13 protein-coding genes are annotated in these 18186 nt (G+C 60.0%); 9 read left to right on the top strand and 4 right to left on the bottom strand.

The features are described 5' to 3' along the window. From yjfF to ytfQ, 4 genes are all read right to left on the bottom strand, one after another. Complete coding sequence (yjfF, locus tag FHP24_RS24555) at positions 1 to 987, bottom strand: galactofuranose ABC transporter, permease protein YjfF (protein ID WP_139678871.1); 987 nt, start codon at positions 985 to 987, stop codon at positions 1 to 3. Further along, a complete protein-coding gene (locus FHP24_RS24550) occupies positions 984 to 2015 on the bottom strand; it encodes an ABC transporter permease (RefSeq protein WP_180356113.1) in 1032 nt (343 codons plus the stop codon). Before FHP24_RS24550 ends, yjfF begins: the two co-directional genes overlap by 4 nt. Further along, positions 2015 to 3541, bottom strand: coding sequence for a sugar ABC transporter ATP-binding protein (locus FHP24_RS24545; RefSeq protein WP_139678869.1), 1527 nt, complete (start codon positions 3539 to 3541; stop codon positions 2015 to 2017). The genes FHP24_RS24550 and FHP24_RS24545 overlap by 1 nt, the downstream gene beginning before the upstream one ends. Before the next feature lie 195 nt (positions 3542 to 3736). Continuing rightward, the gene (ytfQ, locus tag FHP24_RS24540) at positions 3737 to 4705 is read right to left on the bottom strand and encodes a galactofuranose ABC transporter, galactofuranose-binding protein YtfQ (RefSeq protein WP_394344669.1); all 969 of its coding nucleotides are present in this window, start codon (positions 4703 to 4705) and stop codon (positions 3737 to 3739) included. A 316-nt stretch (positions 4706 to 5021) separates the two neighbouring features. Between ytfQ and araD1 the strand changes: the two genes are divergently transcribed. The 9 genes from araD1 (at position 5022) to FHP24_RS24495 (ending at position 18141) form a co-directional block, all read left to right on the top strand. Then, the gene (araD1, locus tag FHP24_RS24535; RefSeq protein WP_139678931.1) at positions 5022 to 6014 is read left to right on the top strand and encodes an AraD1 family protein; all 993 of its coding nucleotides are present in this window, start codon (positions 5022 to 5024) and stop codon (positions 6012 to 6014) included. An 11-nt stretch (positions 6015 to 6025) separates the two neighbouring features. Then, positions 6026 to 6952, top strand: a complete 927-nt coding sequence (locus FHP24_RS24530) for a Gfo/Idh/MocA family protein (protein ID WP_139678867.1) — start codon at positions 6026 to 6028, stop codon at positions 6950 to 6952. Between the two features lie 2 nt (positions 6953 to 6954). Further along, positions 6955 to 8784: an IlvD/Edd family dehydratase gene (locus FHP24_RS24525; protein ID WP_139678866.1), complete on the top strand. Its 1830-nt coding sequence runs from the start codon at positions 6955 to 6957 to the stop codon at positions 8782 to 8784. 103 nt (positions 8785 to 8887) lie between these two features. Beyond that, on the top strand, positions 8888 to 9949 hold the full coding sequence (gene chvE, locus FHP24_RS24520; RefSeq protein WP_139678865.1) for a multiple monosaccharide ABC transporter substrate-binding protein: 1062 nt from the start codon (positions 8888 to 8890) through the stop codon (positions 9947 to 9949). A gap of 56 nt (positions 9950 to 10005) precedes the next feature. Further along, on the top strand, positions 10006 to 11565 hold the full coding sequence (gene mmsA / locus FHP24_RS24515) for a multiple monosaccharide ABC transporter ATP-binding protein (RefSeq protein WP_139678864.1): 1560 nt from the start codon (positions 10006 to 10008) through the stop codon (positions 11563 to 11565). Positions 11566 to 11568: 3 nt separating this feature from the next. Next, complete coding sequence (gene mmsB / locus FHP24_RS24510) at positions 11569 to 12759, top strand: multiple monosaccharide ABC transporter permease (RefSeq protein ID WP_139678863.1); 1191 nt, start codon at positions 11569 to 11571, stop codon at positions 12757 to 12759. A 383-nt stretch (positions 12760 to 13142) separates the two neighbouring features. Then, on the top strand, positions 13143 to 15719 hold the full coding sequence (gene mprF, locus FHP24_RS24505) for a bifunctional lysylphosphatidylglycerol flippase/synthetase MprF (RefSeq protein WP_139678862.1): 2577 nt from the start codon (positions 13143 to 13145) through the stop codon (positions 15717 to 15719). Next, complete coding sequence (locus tag FHP24_RS24500) at positions 15716 to 17173, top strand: AcvB/VirJ family lysyl-phosphatidylglycerol hydrolase (RefSeq protein ID WP_281287469.1); 1458 nt, start codon at positions 15716 to 15718, stop codon at positions 17171 to 17173. The genes mprF and FHP24_RS24500 overlap by 4 nt, the downstream gene beginning before the upstream one ends. Before the next feature lie 314 nt (positions 17174 to 17487). Further along, complete coding sequence (locus tag FHP24_RS24495) at positions 17488 to 18141, top strand: TerC family protein (RefSeq protein WP_139678861.1); 654 nt, start codon at positions 17488 to 17490, stop codon at positions 18139 to 18141. Positions 18142 to 18186: the final 45 nt, after the last annotated feature.

Here is an 18186-nt window from a genome sequence, read left to right as displayed (position 1 = left end):
TCACACTTCCTTCAATTGTCGAACTGCAAGTCGGCGGTCTGAATACCAGATGATGGTGCGCTGCAACACGATGAATACGAACAACAGGATACCGATGACGATTTTCGTCCACCACGAGGACAGTGTCCCGTCAAAGACGATGTAGGTCTGGATCAGCCCCTGTAGCAGGATGCCCACGAATGTACCGGCGATCAGTCCAACGCCGCCGGTCAGAAGTGTCCCGCCGATCACCACTGCGGCAATCGCATCGAGTTCCACACCGACCGTCGCCAGCGAATAACCGGAGGACGTGTAGAGCGTGTAGACGATGCCGGCGAGGCCCGAAAGGAAGCCGGACAGAGCGTAGATACGGATCGTCGTCGCGCCCACCGGCACACCCATCAGCTCGGCCGACTGGATATTGCCGCCGATCGCATAGACGTTGGCGCCGAAGCGGGTGCGCGAAGCGACGACGATGCCAACGGCAAACACGACCAGCATTACCATGGCGAGAAGCGTCAGCCGCCCGCCACCGGGGAAACGGATGTAAAAGCCGAGCATGGTGTCGATGAATTCATGGGTGATCGGCACCGATTGCGTCGAAACGAGATATGCCGCACCGCGGGCGAGAAACATGCCGGCCAGCGTCACCACGAAGGGCGGGATGAGCAGATAGCGGATCATCGCGCCCATCAGGCAACCGAACAGGGTCGAAATGACCAGCGCTGCGAGGAAGGCGGTCAATGGGTGGACGCCGAAGGAGCCGATCATCACTGCAACGAAGACGCTGGTAAACGCAATCACCGATCCGACCGAAAGGTCGATGCCGCCCGACAGGATGACAAAGGTCATGCCGACCGCCGCGATACCGAGAAAGGCATTATCGGTCAGAAGATTGCCGATTACCCGCGTCGACAGCATGTTGGGAAACTGCAGGACGCAAAGCCCGTAGGCGATGACGAAGATCGCCAGCGTGGTGACGAAGGGCAGGTTGCGGGCATGGATCATCGGGTCGCCTCCTTCGCACCATGATTGAGCTTGTCACCCCGCCGCGTGGCCTTGATGAAGCCGAAGACGGTGACGATTGCGGGCGATTGCAGCGTCAGCACCACGATGATGATGCCGGCCTTGATGATCAGGTTGAATTCCGGCGGAAAGCCCGAAACGAGGATGCCGGTATTGATCGACTGGATGATCAGCGCGCCGATCAGCGATGCGGTGATCGAGAAACGACCGCCGTTGAGCGAGGTGCCGCCGACGACGACCGCGAGGATCGCGTCGAGTTCCAGCCAAAGGCCGGCATTGTTGGCGTCGGCGCCGCGGATGTCGGCGGTGACGATCATGCCGGCGATGGCTGCGCAGAGACCGGAAATGGCGTAGGCCGAGAAAAGCAGGAAGCGGGCGCGCACGCCGGCAAGGCTTGCAGCGCGACGGTTGATGCCGGTCGCCTCGATCAGGAAACCGAGCGCGGTGCGGCGTATCAGCAGGCCGATCGCGAGTGCCGTTCCGATCCAGAGATAAATGGGGATCGGGATGCCGGCCAGGGCGCCGGAACCGAGTGCCGAGAATGTATCGTCGTTGAACGTCAGGATGACGCCTTCGGTGATGAGCTGGGCGATGCCGCGGCCGGCCACCATCAGGATGAGCGTGGCGATGATCGGCTGGATATCGAGGACTGCGACGAGCACACCGTTCCACAATCCGCAGGCGATGCCGACGCCGAGGGAAACGGCGATCACGACCGGGAGCGGATAACCCTCGCTGATCAGGGTTGCGGCAACAGCGCCGCAGATGGCGATAACGGCGCCGATCGAAAGATCGATGCCGCGTGTCGCGATCACCAGTGTCATGCCGACCGTCAGGAGTGCGACGGGTGCTGCGCGAACCAGAATGTCGATCAGGCTGCCGTAAAGCCGTCCGTTCTGGACGGATACCGTCAGGAAGCCGGGCGCAACAAGGCTGATAACGCCGAGGATGATCGCCAGTGCGGCAAGCTGCGGTGCCAATCGGCGCAGGCGGCGGGTAAACCAGTTCATCACGCGGCCTCCGTTTCGCCGGTGCCGGCAATTGCCCGGATGATGCCGTCGGTGGTCAGCTGACGACCGGAAAGTTCGGCCACATGGCGGCGATCGGATAGTACGATGACGCGGTGCGCCACGGCGGTGAGTTCCTCCAGCTCGGAGGATATGACAACCAGCGACATGCCCTCGGAACACAGCCTTTCGATCATTTTCAGGATTTCCGCATGGGCGCCTATATCGATGCCGCGGGTCGGCTCGTCGAGGATGAGCAGCCGGGGCTCGGTCACCAGCCAGCGGGCGAGGATTGCCTTCTGCTGGTTGCCGCCGGAGAGAAATTTTATCGGCCGTTCGCGGTCGGCGGGGCGGATGTCGAGCGACTTGATGAAGCTGTCGGCCAGCTCCCGCTTGTGGGAAGACGAGATCAGCCGCATCCAGCCGCGCTGCGCCTGCAGCGCCAGCGCGATATTGTCCGCAACCGAAAGATCGCCGACGATACCGTCCGTCTTGCGTTCCTCCGGACAGAAACCGAAACGGTTGGCGATCGCGGCTTCGGGCGAAGTGATGGCGACTTGCTCGCCGTCGATCGTGGCGGTGCCGCTGTCGGCGCGGTCTATGCCGAACAGCAGAAAGGCGGTCTCGCTGCGGCCCGAACCAAGCAGGCCCGCAATGCCGACGACCTCGCCCGGCCTGATGTCGAGATCGAAGGGGGCGACGCTGCCCTTCTTGCCGTAGTTCTGGAATTGAATGGACGGCGCGCCGCGATCATCGACCGTTTCCGGCTCCGCCTGATGATCGCGAGTGATGTGCTGCAGCTCTCGACCGAGCATCATCGAGATCAGGTCAAGACGCGGCAGCTCGGAAATCGTGCGGCTTCCGACAAGGCGGCCGTTGCGCAGCACGGTGACTCGGTCGGCGATCTCGTAAACCTGATCGAGGAAATGGGTGATGATGACGATGCCGACACCTTCTTCGCGCAGCTGGCGCAGGACAGTGAACAGGCCCTTCACTTCATGCGCATCGAGACTGGCCGTCGGTTCGTCGAGAACCAGAACCTTGCCGGAAAGATCGACGGCACGGGCAATCGCGATGAGCTGGCGGATGGCGACGGAAAAGGACGAGAGCAGCGCATCGACATCGATATTAAGGCCGTATCTTTGAAGCAGAGTTTTGGACCGGTCGCGCATGGTGCGGCGGTCGATCATGCCGAAGCGACGTGGCTGGCGGCCGAGAAACAGGTTTTCGGCGACCGTCAGGTTCTCCAGAAGATTGACCTCCTGATAGACCGTGCCGATGCCGAGCGTCTGCGCCTCGGCGACACTGTCGGGGGAAACCTCGTTGCCGTGCAGATAGATCGTACCCCGGTCTCGGCGATAGACGCCGGTCAGGATCTTGATCAGTGTCGATTTGCCGGCGCCGTTTTCGCCGAGAAGGGCGTGGATTTCGCCGCCTTGAAGTGTGAAATCGACCTCATCGAGGGCCGGAATGCCGAAAAAGGATTTGCCGATACCCCGGGCTTCGAGAAGAGCGTGTTGAACTGACATGTCTTCATCCCGCATTCAGAGCATTTCCGCCTTTCCTCGAAACGCGAAACGGCTCTATCTCTTTGTTTCAGCGCAAATCCTGCCGCGAAAAACCGGTGCCCGGTTTTGCTGGAATTGCTCCAAAGGAACTGAAGCGGCAGTTTTGCCGCTTCAGTCGTTGGTGAGGTTCGCATCAGTGATGCGGACAGCGGGAGATCAGTAACCGAGACCTTTCTTGGCCTCGTAGATCTTCATCGGATCGTCCTTCTGGGTGTAGAGCTTGGACTCCGTCTGGATCCACTTCTTCGGCTCTTTCTTGTCCTTCAGATAGGCTTCGAGCGCATCGAAGGCAGGGCCGGCCATGTTCGGCGTCAGCTCGACCGTGGCATTGGCTTCACCCTTTGCCATGGCCTGGAAGATGTCCGGCACGGCGTCGATCGAGACGATCTTGATGTCGGTGCCCGGCTTCAGGCCGGCTTCCTTGATCGCCTGGATGGCGCCGACGGCCATGTCATCATTATGGGCGTAGACGGCGCAGATATCCTTGCCGCCGCCTTCAGCCTTGATGAAGCTCTCCATGACTTCCTTACCCTTGGTGCGGGTAAAGTCGCCGGTCTGAGAGCGGACGATCTTGATGTTGGAAGCGGCCTTGATGCCTTCCTCAAAACCCTTCTTGCGGTTGATGGCCGGCGAAGAGCCTGTCGTGCCCTGAAGCTCGACGACCTTACAGTCCTTGGAGCCGACATCCTTGGCGAGCCATTCGCCGGCGACCTTGCCTTCATAGACCTGGTCGGAGGTAACGGCTGTCAGGAAGAGATCTTTGGGGCTGTCGATCTCGCGGTCGAGCAGAATGACCGGGATCTTTTCCTCCTTGGCTTCCTTCAGGACGGCATCCCAGCCGGTGGAAACGACGGGTGCGATCAGGATCGCATCGACGCCCTGGGCAATGAAGCCACGGATCGCCTTGATCTGGTTTTCCTGCTTCTGCTGAGCGTCGGCAAATTTCAGCGTAATGCCGCGTTTTTCGGCTTGCTGCTTGGTCAACGTCGTTTCGGCGGCGCGCCAACCGGATTCGGATCCGATCTGCGAGAAGCCGACTGTCAGTGATTTTGCGGAAACGCCGGATGCAAGAGTGGCAAAAATAGCGGCAGCGGTTGCCGCGACGAGAGCTTTTTTCATCTTAATCCTCCCAGAGATGATGAAGCAAACTGGCGAGGCAAGGATTGGCATATAATAGTACTTTTGCAACCCCCAATTTCGAAGCTTGCGTAAAAAACGATCAAGTGCTCGGAATTTCTATCAAATCTCGTGTATCGCCTTATTCAATAGCCTAAAAATTGACCAATGCCGATTTACCTTTACGGAAAAAGACATTCTTGACATTCGCGCGGCAAATCCAATAGTCGTATTTTTGAAAGACGTCAGGTCTGCGATCTGATGGGAGGAAGGCATGGCCTGTGGAGGCGCCATGTCAGTTCAGACAAATTGGATGACGATATCGATGCTGAGAATTCTGCAGATTGCTGATGATGCGGGCGCGGTCAAGGTTGTTGCGTGGGAAGGCCAGGGTTCCGGCCGTATCGTCAATGGCGTGACCTCGACCTACGATCTTGCGACGCAGGCGATTGCCGCCGGCCGCAGCCTTGCAGCGCAGATCGAAGCGCTCGGTTACGCTGCCGACATCGACGTAGAGGCTGCAGCACGCGAAGGCCGCGTCGGTCTGCCGATCTCGCATCCCGATCCTGCCCATTTCGTCGTCGCCGGTACAGGCCTGACGCATCTCGGCTCCGCCGATGGTCGCGACAAGATGCACAAGGCAGCTCAGGCCGAAGACAAGCCGACCGATTCCATGCGCATGTTCCTGTCGGGTGTCGAGGGCGGCAAGCCTCTCCCAGGACAGGTCGGCGCACAGCCGGAATGGTTCTACAAGGGCAATGGCTCGCAGCTTAAATCCACCGGTTCGGATCTCGAGTCACCTTCCTTCGCTCTCGATGGCGGTGAAGAGCCGGAACTTGCGGGTATCTATCTGATCGGTCCTGACGGCACACCTTTCCGCGTCGGTTTCTGTCTCGCCAACGAGTTTTCCGATCACGTGACCGAGAAGGGCAACTATCTCTGGCTCGCCCATTCCAAGCTGCGCCAGGCGTCGCTCGGCCCGGAACTTCTGGTCGGCGATCTGCCGGATCATGTGGAAGGTACTTCGCGTATCCGTCGCGGCGCCGAAGTGATCTTCGAAAAGCCTTTCCTGTCGGGCGAGGCCAACATGTCGCACTCGATAGCCAATCTCGAATACCATAACTTCAAATACGACATCTTCCGCGCGCCGGGCGACCTGCACGTTCATTTCTTCGGTACGGCCACGCTGTCCGTCTCGCACGGCATCAAGACCGAAGAAGGTGATGTGTTTGAGATCGATGCTGCGCCCTTCAAGCTGCCGCTCGTCAACCGTCTGACCGTCGCCGCGGCGATGTCAGTTGACGTGCGCAAGCTTTAAGGAAAATTGACATGAGCAAAATTCGTCTCGGCATCGTCGGACTTGGAAAGATCGCCAGAGATCAGCATCTCGGCGCGATCGAAGCGACCGACGGTATCGAACTGACGGCTGTCGCCAGCCGCAACGCCAAGCTGGATGGCGTTCACTGCTTCCACGACATCGGTGCCATGCTGGCATCCGGCGTCGAACTGGATGCGATTTCTCTCTGCACACCGCCGCAGGGCCGCTTCGCCCAGGCCAAGGCCGCGATCGAGGCCGGCAAGCATGTGATGCTGGAAAAGCCGCCGGGTGCGACGCTGTCGGAAGTCTTTGCGCTGGAAAAGCTGGCGAAGGCGAAGGGGCTGAGCCTGTTTGCCACCTGGCACTCCCGCGGAGCCGCAGGCGTTGAGCCGGCGCGGGCACTGCTTGCCAAGCGCAAGATCAAAAGCGCCTCGGTTTCCTGGAAGGAAGACGTGCGTCATTGGCATCCGGGCCAGGCATGGATCTGGGAGCCGGGTGGTCTCGGCGTGTTCGATCCGGGTATCAATGCGCTGTCGATCGTCACCCGCATCATGCCAGAGACATTCCACCTCACCCATTCGGATCTCACCATTCCGTCCAATCGCGCCGCACCGATCGCGGCCAGCCTGACGTTCGAAACCGCGTCCGGCCTGCCGATCCAGGCGGAGTTCGACTGGCGCCAGACCGGCCCGCAGACCTGGGACATCAGCGTCGAGACGGAAGAAGGCTCGGTCGTGCTGACCCATGGCGGCAGCCGTCTGATCGTCGATGGCGAGGCGCAGATCGTTGAGGATGACCGCGAATATCGCAATCTCTACCGGGATTTCGTTGCGCTCGTCTCCAAAGGCGAGAGCGATACCGATTTTTCGCCGCTGGTGCATGTGGCCGATGCCTTCATGCTGGGCCGGCGCATCGAAACTGAAGCATTCGAGGACTGACAATGGCAGATCACGGAAAAACCCCGTCCACCGGAATTGCAACTACGGGTGCGCGCAAACTTCGCTCGCGCGCCTGGTTCGACAATCCCGACAATGTCGACATGACGGCGCTCTATCTGGAGCGCTACATGAATTTCGGCCTCAGCCAGGCCGAGCTGCAGTCCGATCGCCCGATCATCGGCATCGCGCAGACCGGTTCCGACCTGTCGCCTTGCAACCGCCATCACCTCGAACTGGCCAACCGCCTGCGTGAAGGCATTCGTGAAGCCGGCGGTATCGCCATCGAGTTCCCGGTTCATCCGATCCAGGAAACCGGCAAGCGCCCGACCGCCGGTCTCGACCGCAACCTTGCCTATCTCGGCCTCGTCGAAGTTTTGTATGGCTACCCGCTCGACGGCGTCGTGCTGACGATCGGCTGCGACAAGACCACGCCAGCCTGTCTCATGGCGGCGGCCACTGTCAACATTCCCGCCATCGCCCTCTCGGTCGGCCCGATGCTGAACGGCTGGTTCCGCGGTGAGCGTACCGGTTCGGGCACGATCGTCTGGAAGGCACGCGAACTGCTGGCCAAGGGCGAGATCGACTATGCCGGCTTCGTCAAGCTGGTGGCTTCGTCGGCGCCGTCCACCGGTTATTGCAACACGATGGGCACGGCGACGACGATGAACTCGCTTGCCGAAGCGCTCGGCATGCAGCTTCCGGGCTCGGCCGCCATTCCGGCGCCTTATCGCGACCGCCAGGAAGTCTCCTATCTCACCGGTCTGCGTATCGTCGAGATGGTCAAGGAAGATCTGAAGCCGTCCGACATCCTGACCAAGGACGCTTTCGTCAATGCCATCCGCGTCAATTCGGCGATCGGCGGTTCGACGAATGCTCCGATCCATTTGAACGCGCTTGCCCGCCATATCGGCGTGGAACTGACGGTCGACGACTGGCAAACCTACGGCGAGGAAGTTCCGCTTCTCGTCAACCTGCAGCCGGCCGGTGAATATCTCGGCGAAGACTATTATCATGCGGGCGGCGTTCCGGCTGTCGTCAACCAGCTGATGGGCCAGGGCCTGATCAACGAGGACGCGATCACCGTCAACGGCAAGACGATCGGTGAGAACTGTCGCGGGGCGATCATCGAGGATGACAAGGTCATCAAGCGCTACGACGAGCCGCTGAAGGCGCGTGCCGGTTTCCGCGTGCTGCGCGGTAACCTGTTCTCGTCGGCGATCATGAAGACCAGTGTCATCTCGCCGGAATTCCGCGAGCGCTACCTGTCGAACCCGAACGACCCGGAAGCCTTCGAAGGTAATGCCGTGGTGTTCGACGGTCCGGAGGATTATCATCACCGCATCGACGATCCGTCGCTCGGCATCGACGAGCACAGCGTTCTGTTCATGCGCGGTGCCGGCCCGATCGGGTATCCGGGGGCTGCGGAAGTCGTCAACATGCGCGCGCCGGATTACCTGCTCAAGCGGGGCATCAGCTCGCTCGCCTGCATCGGTGACGGCCGTCAGTCCGGCACGTCCGGCAGCCCGTCTATCCTCAACGCTTCGCCTGAAGCGGCAGCCGGCGGTGGTCTTGCCCTTTTGAAAACCGGTGACCGGGTGCGTATCGATCTGGGCCGCGGCGAAGCGAATATCCTGATTTCCGACGACGAGCTGAATGCGCGCCGCGGCGCGCTGGAGGCCAGTGGCGGCTATCAGTATCCCAAGCATCAGACGCCCTGGCAGGAGATCCAGCGCGGCATCGTCGGACAGATGGAGACAGGTGCGGTTCTTGAGCCGGCTGTCAAATACCAGCGTATCGCACAGACCGAAGGTCTGCCGCGCGACAATCACTGACCTATCGGGCGCGCAAGCGCCCCTTGGGTCGTGAGGGCGGCGAGGAGCCACCCTAAACTAACTCGGCGGCTCGTTGGGGGCCGCCGTTACGGAGGAGTGTACAATGAAAATACTTAAATTGCTTACTTCTGCGGCGATCCTGGCTTCCATGGCCTTCGCTGCTCCGGCCTTCTCGCAGGACAAGGGCCTTGTCGGCGTTGCCATGCCGACCAAGTCTTCCGCCCGCTGGATTGCCGACGGCGACAACATGATCAAGGTGCTCAAGGAGCGCGGTTACCAGACCGATCTCCAGTACGCCGAAGACGACATCCCGAACCAGCTGTCGCAGATCGAAAACATGATCACCAAGGGCGCAAAGGTCCTCGTGGTCGCCTCGATCGACGGCACAACGCTTTCCGACGTTCTCGCACAGGCCCACACGGCCGGCATCAAGGTCATCGCCTATGACCGCCTGATCCGCGACACCCCGAATGTCGATTATTACGCAACGTTCGACAACTTCCAGGTCGGCGTTCTGCAGGCAACGACGCTCGTGAAGGCTCTCAAGGCCGACACCGAAAAGGGCCCGTTCAACATCGAGCTGTTCGGTGGTTCGCCGGACGACAACAATGCCTACTTCTTCTATGACGGCGCCATGAGCGTTCTGCAGCCGCTGATCGACAAGGGCACCCTCGTCGTCGGTTCCGGCCAGACCGGCATGGACAAGGTCGCAACCCTTCGCTGGGATCCCGCTACCGCTCAGGCCCGTATGGACGCCATCCTGTCCTCGACCTATTCCGACAAGAAGCTGAACGCTGTTCTGTCTCCTTATGACGGCCTGTCGATCGGTATCCTGTCGTCGGTGAAGGGCGTCGGTTACGGCTCGGGCGACATGCCTATGCCGTTCGTTTCCGGTCAGGACGCCGAAGTTCCTTCGGTCAAGTCGATCATTGCCGGCGAACAGTATTCGACTATCTTCAAGGACACCCGCGATCTCGCCAAGGTGACCGTCGATATGGTCGATGCTGCCATGAACGGCAAGGAGCCTGAGGTCAACGACACCAAGACCTACAATAACGGCGTCAAGGTCATTCCGTCCTACCTGCTGAAGCCGGTTGCCATCGACAAGACCAACGTGAAGGTCCTGATCGACAGCGGTTATTACACCGAAGCACAGCTCAAGTAATTCGATACGGCCGCGCGTCGCACCCGGCGCGCGGCCCCTTTATTTTGGGAGTCGTCATGCTTGATCCCGTATTATCCGCGGCAGAAAAGCCGCCCATTCTCGAAATGCGGGGCATTTCGAAGAGTTTTGGTGCCGTGAAGGCACTTTCGGATGTCAGTTTTACCGTCAAGGAAGGCGAGATCCACGCGCTTGTCGGCGAAAACGGCGCCGGAAAATCGACGCTGATGAAGGTTCTGTCGGGTGTCTACCCGTATGGTTCCTACGAGGGATCTATCCTTTTCAGCGGAGAGGAACGTCATTTCCGCGATATCAACGATTCCGAAAAGCTCGGGATCATCATCATCCATCAGGAGCTTGCGCTCATTCCGCTGATGTCGATTGCCGAGAACATATTTCTCGCCAATGGGCCATCGAAATTCGGCGTGATCGACCGCGATGCTCGCTACCTTCGCACCAAGGAATTGCTGGCCAAGGTCGGCTTGAGCGAAGCGCCGGAAACCCTGATCACCAATCTCGGCGTCGGCAAGCAGCAGCTGGTGGAAATCGCCAAGGCGCTGTCAAAGGACGTGCGGCTTTTGATCCTCGACGAGCCGACGGCCTCGCTGAACGAAACCGACAGTGCTGCTCTTCTCGAGCTGCTCAAGGAATTCCGCCGCCACGGCATCACCTCGATCATGATCAGCCACAAGCTGAACGAGATCACCGAAGTGGCCGACCGCATCACCGTGCTGCGCGATGGCAAGACGGTCGGCACGCTCGATTGCCATGAAGGTCCCGTCGACGAGGACGAGATCGTGCGCCGCATGGTGGATCGCGATCTCGAAAGCCGTTATCCGGCCCGCGTGTCGAAGATCGGCGACGTCATATTCGAAGTCGAGAACTGGTCCGTCTACCATCCGCAGCATTCCAGCCGCCAGATGGTCAAGAATGTATCGATGAAGGTCCGGGCCGGTGAAGTCGTCGGCATTTCCGGGCTGATGGGCGCTGGTCGCACCGAGTTTGCGATGAGCGTGTTCGGCAGGGCTTACGGCCGCGATATTACCGGTACGGTCAAGATTCACGGCAAGGAAGCCGATACGTCGGACGTCCACAAGGCGATCAAGGCGGGCCTTGCCTATGTCACCGAGGACCGCAAGCATCTCGGCCTGATCCTCGCAGAGGATATCCGCAAGAACGTCTCGCTGGCACATCTCGGCGGCGTGTCCACGCGCGGGGTCATCGACGATATCTCGGAAATGCGGGTGGCGCAGGAATTCCGCACGCGCATGCGGATCCGCAGCCACAATGTCTATCAGGAGACCGGAAAACTTTCCGGCGGCAACCAGCAGAAGGTTGTGCTGTCGAAATGGCTGTTCACCGGCCCGGATATCCTGATCCTCGACGAACCGACGCGCGGCATCGATGTCGGCGCGAAATACGAAATCTATTCCATCATCAACGAACTTGCGGATGCCGGTAAGGCCGTCGTCGTGATTTCGTCGGAAATGCCCGAGCTCATCGGCACTTGCGACAGGATCATGGTGATGCACGAGGGAGAATTCGTCGGCGAAGTGGCCGGCGATGAGGCCACGCAGGAAAATATCATGCGCGCCATCATGCGCCGCAAAGGGAGATAACCCATGAGCACCCCACAGGAAGCAGTTGTGGCTCCGAAAGCGGGCACCGGTTTCTGGAAGGATAACCTTCGCGACTACGGCATGCTGATCTCGCTGGTCGTCATCGTCATCTTCTTCCAGATCGCAACCGGCGGCATTCTCTTGAGGCCGCTGAACGTCACCAATATCGTCCTGCAGAACAGCTATATCGTCATCATGGCGCTGGGCATGCTGATGGTGATCGTGACCGGTCATATCGACCTTTCGGTCGGCTCCGTCGCCGGTTTCATCGGCGGTCTAGCCGGCTTGTTGATGGTCTCGTGGGGCGTCAATCTGGCGGCCGCCATCGTCATCTGCCTTGTGGTCGGTGGCGTTATCGGCGGTATCCAGGGGTATTTCGTCGCCTATTTCAAGATACCGTCCTTCATCGTCACGCTTGCGGGCATGCTGGTCTTCCGCGGTTTCATGATCGCCATTCTCGGCAGTCAGGCGATCGGGCCTTTCCCGCCGATCTTCCAGAAGCTGTCTTCGGGTTATCTGGTCGAGCTGATCTCGTCCGACGGCGGCATCTATGTGACATCCTTCATCGTCGGCCTGATCCTTGCCGTGTTGATGGTCTGGCAGAATTTTCGCAGCCGCGCTCGGCGTGTGTCGCATGGCGTCGAGAGCGAGCCGATGGGCTTCTTCATCGGCAAGAATGTCGTCGTCTTCGCCGCCATCGCTTTCGTCGCCTACCTGATCTCGTCACATCGCGGCCTGCCGAACGTGCTGATCATCATGGCGGTGCTGATCGTCGCCTACGGGTTCTTCACCAACCGTACGATCCTCGGCCGTCAGATCTATGCCGTCGGCGGTAACGCGCGTGCAGCGGAACTCTCCGGTATCAAAACCACGCGTCTGGTGTTCTGGACCTTCGTCAACATGGGTGTGCTGGCAGCGCTTGCCGGTCTCGTCGTTGCAGCGCGCCTGAACAGCGCCACGCCGAAAGCCGGTACCGGCTTCGAACTCGACGTCATCGCGGCCTGCTTCATCGGCGGTGCCTCGGCTTACGGCGGCGTCGGCAAGGTGACGGGTGCGGTCATCGGCGCGTTCCTGATGGGCGTGATGAACAACGGCATGTCGATCCTCGGCATCGGCATCGATTACCAGCAGGTGATCAAGGGCCTGGTTCTGCTCGGCGCAGTGTGTGTCGACGTGTATAACCAGCGCCGTTGAGCCGCTGAGCACACGAAATACAGAAGGGGCGCTCCAAGGCGCCCCTTTCAGATTCTGCGAGGTCTCCTCTACGAAGGAGTTGCCGTGGCGCTGCTGGTTCGGGGTTACCACGTAGCGCCGGGAACTGAACGGCAATCACAGCCGAAGCCCGCCGCATCGCCTTCTATGCCAGGTCACGCGCAATGAACGTCTCGCGGAATTGCCGATTGTTTTCATTTTAGGCTCGAACCAATTTGGGCGAGCAAAATCCGTCAAGCGTTATCGCCGGCGATGTGTTAGGAGCGTTTGCGCAAATCAGCGGATGACACACTTAAGCCGTGATCCAATTGCTTTTCGCTTCGCGTTTTCCGATTTTACCGCTTGTCTCCGAGGCAAAGCAGACCATGGCGTCCAATAGTTCTAGCAGTCACGTCCGCGATTTTTTCCAGACCCATCGTGGTCTGTTCGTTTCTTTCATCGTCCTTGTGGTTTTCGGCTTCACCGCCTTCGCGATCTATGAGCTGACGACGGAAGTCAGCTATGACGAGGTGATCGAGGCGCTGGTATCGACCTCGTGGTCGTCGATCGCGCTTGCCATTTTCTTTACCGGTCTAAGCTTTGCGGCGCTGATCGGATACGATCTCAATGCGCTGGATTATATCGGCCGCAAGCTGCCGCCCGTACCGGTGGCTATGACGGCCTTCAGTGCGTATGCGGTCGGCAACACGGCCGGTTTCGGTGCGCTCAGTGGCGGTGCCATCCGGTTTCGCGGTTATTCCCGGCTGGGTCTTTCGCCGGAAGATATCGGCCGCGTCATCGCCTTTGTCACCTTCGCCTTCGGCATCGGCCTGCTTTCGGTCACCGCACTTGCCTGTCTCATCACCGCGCCCCGGGTCGGCCAGATCATCGGCGTCAGCGACACTGCAATCCGAATCATCGCTCTCGCCATCATCGTCGGTCTGAGCGTTCTGGTCTTCATCGGCCGTGACGGGCGCAGGATCTCGGTTGGCAGGGTGCATCTGCGCCTTCCCGACAGCCGCACCTCGTCGCAGCAATTTCTCGTCACCGCGCTCGACATCGCCGCCTCGGCATCGGTACTGTATGTTCTCCTGCCTCAAACCAATATCGGCTGGCCCTCGTTTCTGGCGATCTATGCGACTGCGGTCGGTGCCGGCGTTCTCAGCCATGTCCCGGCGGGGCTTGGTGTGTTCGAGACAATCATCGTCGCTGCGCTCGGCAATACGGTCGATATCGACCAGGTTCTCGGCAGCCTCGTTCTTTATCGTGTCATCTATCACGTTCTGCCGCTGCTGATCGCGACGCTATTCGTCATCTTTCTGGAAGCACGGCAACTGTCGAAACATCCGGTCGCATCGACCTTGCGGAAGCTGGAATTCCGGCTGGCACCGCTGCTGCTTTCGGCCTTCGCTCTGATCGCCGGTGCGATGCTTGTTCTTTCGAGCGTTACGCCGACGCCGGATTCCAACCTGAATTTCCTCGGCAGCTACATGCCGCTTCCACTGGTGGAAGGCGCGCATTTCCTTTCCAGCATCATTGGCATCCTGCTTTTCGTCAGCGCCCGCGGGATCGCGCAGAGGCTGGATGGTGCATGGTGGACGGCGGTTCTGTGTACGACGCTCGGCCTGTTGTTTTCCGTGCTCAAGGCGCTCGCGCTGTTCGAAGCCGTTTTCCTCGCGGTGCTGCTTGCCGGTCTCGTGCTCAGCGCGCGGCAGTTCAATCGCCCCGCCTCGATGCTGCGTCAGGCGCTGACGCCGCCGTGGATCGTCGCGATGCTGATCCTCGTTGCCGCTGCCACGACGATCCTGTTCTTCGTCTACCGTGAAGTCGATTACAGCCGCGACCTGTGGTGGCAGTTCGAATTTTCCGCCGAGGCGCCGCGAGGACTGCGCGCCATGGTCGGCATCGCCATCGTTGCTGCTGTCGTGTCTATCTTCAGTCTGCTGCGCCCTGCTGTCAGACGCTCCGACCTGTCGACCGCGGAAGAACTGACCCAGGCGACGAATATCGCCATGGCCCAAGATTTCGCCGATGCCAACCTTGTGCGCATGGGCGACAAACGGCTGATGTTTTCGGCCAGCGGTAACGCCTTCATCATGTATGGCATCCAGGGCCGATCATGGATTGCGCTTTTCGATCCCGTTGGTCCGACCAAAGAGATTGCCGAACTGGTCTGGCGGTTCGTCGAGGAGGCGAGAACCGGCGGCGGACGAGCCGTGTTCTACCAGATCTCGCCCGATCTTCTCGCCTACTGCACAGATGCCGGCATGCGTGCCTTCCGCCTTGGCGAACTCGCGGTCGTCGATCTTGCCAGTTTCGAGCTGAAGGGTAGCCGCCTTGCGGGGCTCAGGCAGGCGATCAACAAGGGTGTCCGCGAAGGGCTGGAATTCGAGATGCTGCAGCCGGATGAGGTGGTAAGCCATCTGGATTCCCTTCGCGAGGTGTCGGACAGCTGGCTCGATGAGCATAATACCCGCGAAAAGACGTTCTCGCTTGGGGCTTTCCGCGACGATTACGTGCTGTCGCAACCTGTCGGCATCCTGCGCAAGGAAGGCCGGATCGTCGCTTTCGCGACGCTTGCGGTCACCGATACGAAGGAGGAGGGCACGGTCGATCTGATGCGGTTTGCGCCGGATGCGCCGAAGGGCTCGATGGACTTTCTGTTCGTTCGGATCATGGAAAACCTGCGCGATGCCGGTTTCCGGCAGTTCAACCTCGGGATGGCGCCGCTTTCCGGCATGGCGCAAAGGGAAGCGGCACCTGCCTGGGACCGGATCGGCAGCGTGATCTTCGAACACGGCGAGCGGTTTTACAACTTCAAGGGCCTGAAGGCGTTCAAATCAAAATTTCACCCGCGCTGGGAACCACGCTATCTTGCCGTTTCCGGCATAGGCCCGGCCGTTGCCATGATGGATGCAACCCTGCTGATCGGCGGCGGTTTGAGAGGAGTAGTGGGTAAATGAGAATGCGTCCTGCCCTGTTTTTTGCTCTTGGCCTCACGACCGCCCTGAGCATGGCGTTTGCGCCCGCGACGCATGCACAGACCTCAGCCCAGAGTGCTGCTCCGACCGCACCTCAGGCGCCGACCTCCAATCCGGTTCCGGTTCAGCCTCAGAATGCGCCAGCGGCTCAGGACTATCATACGGGCCTTATTCCCTCGCCGCATATCTACCTTCCGCAAGGTCAGGATCTCGCCGGCATGGTGTTCCTGATCTCCGATGCGAAGGGCTGGGGTGCTGCGGAGGAGACGCAGGCGAAGGATCTCGTCGAAAGTGGTGCTGCCGTCGTCGGCATCGATTTTCCCTCATACATGCAGTCGCTCGCTGCAGATGACGGCGACTGCATCTACATGGTCTCCGATATCGAGGATCTTTCGCAGCAGGTGCAGCGCCGGGTGGCGAACCGCGAATACCGCCATCCCATCGTCGCCGGCGCAAACGAGGGCGGCACGCTGGCGCTTGCCATGATCGCGCAAAGCCCGTTTGCAACGGTCGGCGGCGCGATCGCCGTCGATCCGGGCGAGGTCGTCCCGCTGAAGAAGCAGCTCTGCACGCCGGCCGACAAACGTCCGACCGATACCGGCATTGTCTACGGACTGACCGATGGCACGTTGCCGGCGCCGGTGACGGTTGCCTTCACACCCGACGCCGATCCGGCCGGCAAGGCGCATGCGCTGACCCTGAAACAGGCCCATAGCGATATCGTCGTCAAGGAGACTTCCGATGATGCGGAGGATTATCTCGGCACATGGCTGCAGAACCAGCTGTCGGCCGGAAAATCCGAAGGTGCTCTCGATCTGCCTTTGTCGGTTCTCGAGGCGAAGCCGGCCATGGACACGATGGCGATCGTTTATTCCGGCGACGGCGGCTGGCGCGATCTGGACAGCGAACTGGGCGGGTATCTCCAGTCACAGGGCGTGCCGGTCATCGGGATCGATTCGCTGCGCTATTTCTGGGCAAAGCGGACACCGCAGGAAACGGCCGACGACCTGAAGCGCATCATCGATACCTATACCGACCAATGGGGTGTCTCGAATGTCGTGCTGATCGGTTATTCGTTCGGCGCGGATGTCATCCCCGCCTCCTACAATCTTCTGCCCAAGGCAACAAAGCGGCGAGTGAAGCAGCTTTCGCTATTGGCGCTGTCTAAGGAAGTCGACTTCGAGATTTCCGTCACCGGCTGGCTCGGCATGGCGGGAGCAGGCGAGGGTGGCACCACGGTCGATGATATCGCCAAGATCAAAAGTGGTCTGGTCCAGTGCATCTATGGCACCGAAGAAGACGATGATCCGTGCCCGTCGATGAAGGCATCGGGGGTGGAAACCGTCGCGATTGACGGCGGGCACCATTTCGACGAGGACTACGAGGCGCTCGGAAAACGTATCCTCGACAGTCTGCAAAAGCGGCTGCCGAAGTAAGGAAACCACCGGCAGCCAGATGATGGAGACCGGACGAACCTTGCTTTTGCGCCAGCGGATCACGGAGTTCTGACGGTTTCGTGAGCTTGCCACTTGAGTTTCATTCAAGGCGGCGCTAAATCTCGGTCGACCAGGACCGGGCCCCTCTGGCAGTTCTCGCATGAACTGTGATGTCGGACTGGATTGTCCAATATCGGTGCCCGGTGTCGTGATGGTTTTTGGTCGTAAGGTGAACGCGTTGCGTGGTATCGTCCCGTTACACGTACCCAAAGCTCGTCAGGACATGAGGCACCCCGTCTAAATAGGGTTGTCATATGATGGAATTCTTTACGCCGGAGGCCTTGTCCGCCCTCGCGCAAGTTATCATGATCGATCTGGTTCTGGCAGGCGATAACGCCATCGTCATCGGTCTGGCGGCTGCCGGCCTGCCGAAAGACCAACGCGCCAAGGCCATTCTGGTCGGCATTATCGCAGCCACGGTGCTGCGTATCGGTTTTGCCCTCGCAACGACTCAGCTTCTCCAGATCGTCGGTCTGCTGCTTGCCGGTGGCGTTCTGCTGCTCTGGGTCTGCTGGAAGATGTGGCGCGAGCTGCGGACGCCTCATCACCATGAAGACGAGGCCAACGAGGCTCTTGCCGACAGCGACCTGAATGCCGACGGCACTGTTGCCGGCGGCGCGCCGCGCAAGACCTTCGCCCAGGCTGCATGGCAGATCGTCATCGCCGACGTCTCCATGTCGCTCGACAACGTGCTGGCCGTCGCCGGTGCCGCGCACGAACACCCGGAAGTCTTGATCTTCGGTCTGGTTCTTTCGATCGCGCTGATGGGTATTGCGGCAAGCTTCATTGCGCGCCTGCTCAACAAGCACCGCTGGATCGCCTATGTCGGTCTCGCCGTCATTCTCTACGTTGCAGTGGAAATGATCTGGCGCGGTACGAACGAGATCATGCCTTACATCTCCGGCTGATTGCGGTCTCTTAATCTTGATAACAACGCGGCGCGGTCTTCGGAT

Origin of the sequence: Aliirhizobium smilacinae, from assembly GCF_006335145.1 — a bacterium.
Taxonomy (GTDB): Bacteria; Pseudomonadota; Alphaproteobacteria; order Rhizobiales; family Rhizobiaceae; genus Neorhizobium; species Neorhizobium smilacinae.
The sequence above is the reverse complement of the archived record's forward strand: the minus strand, read 5'-3'. Positions and strand labels throughout refer to the sequence as shown.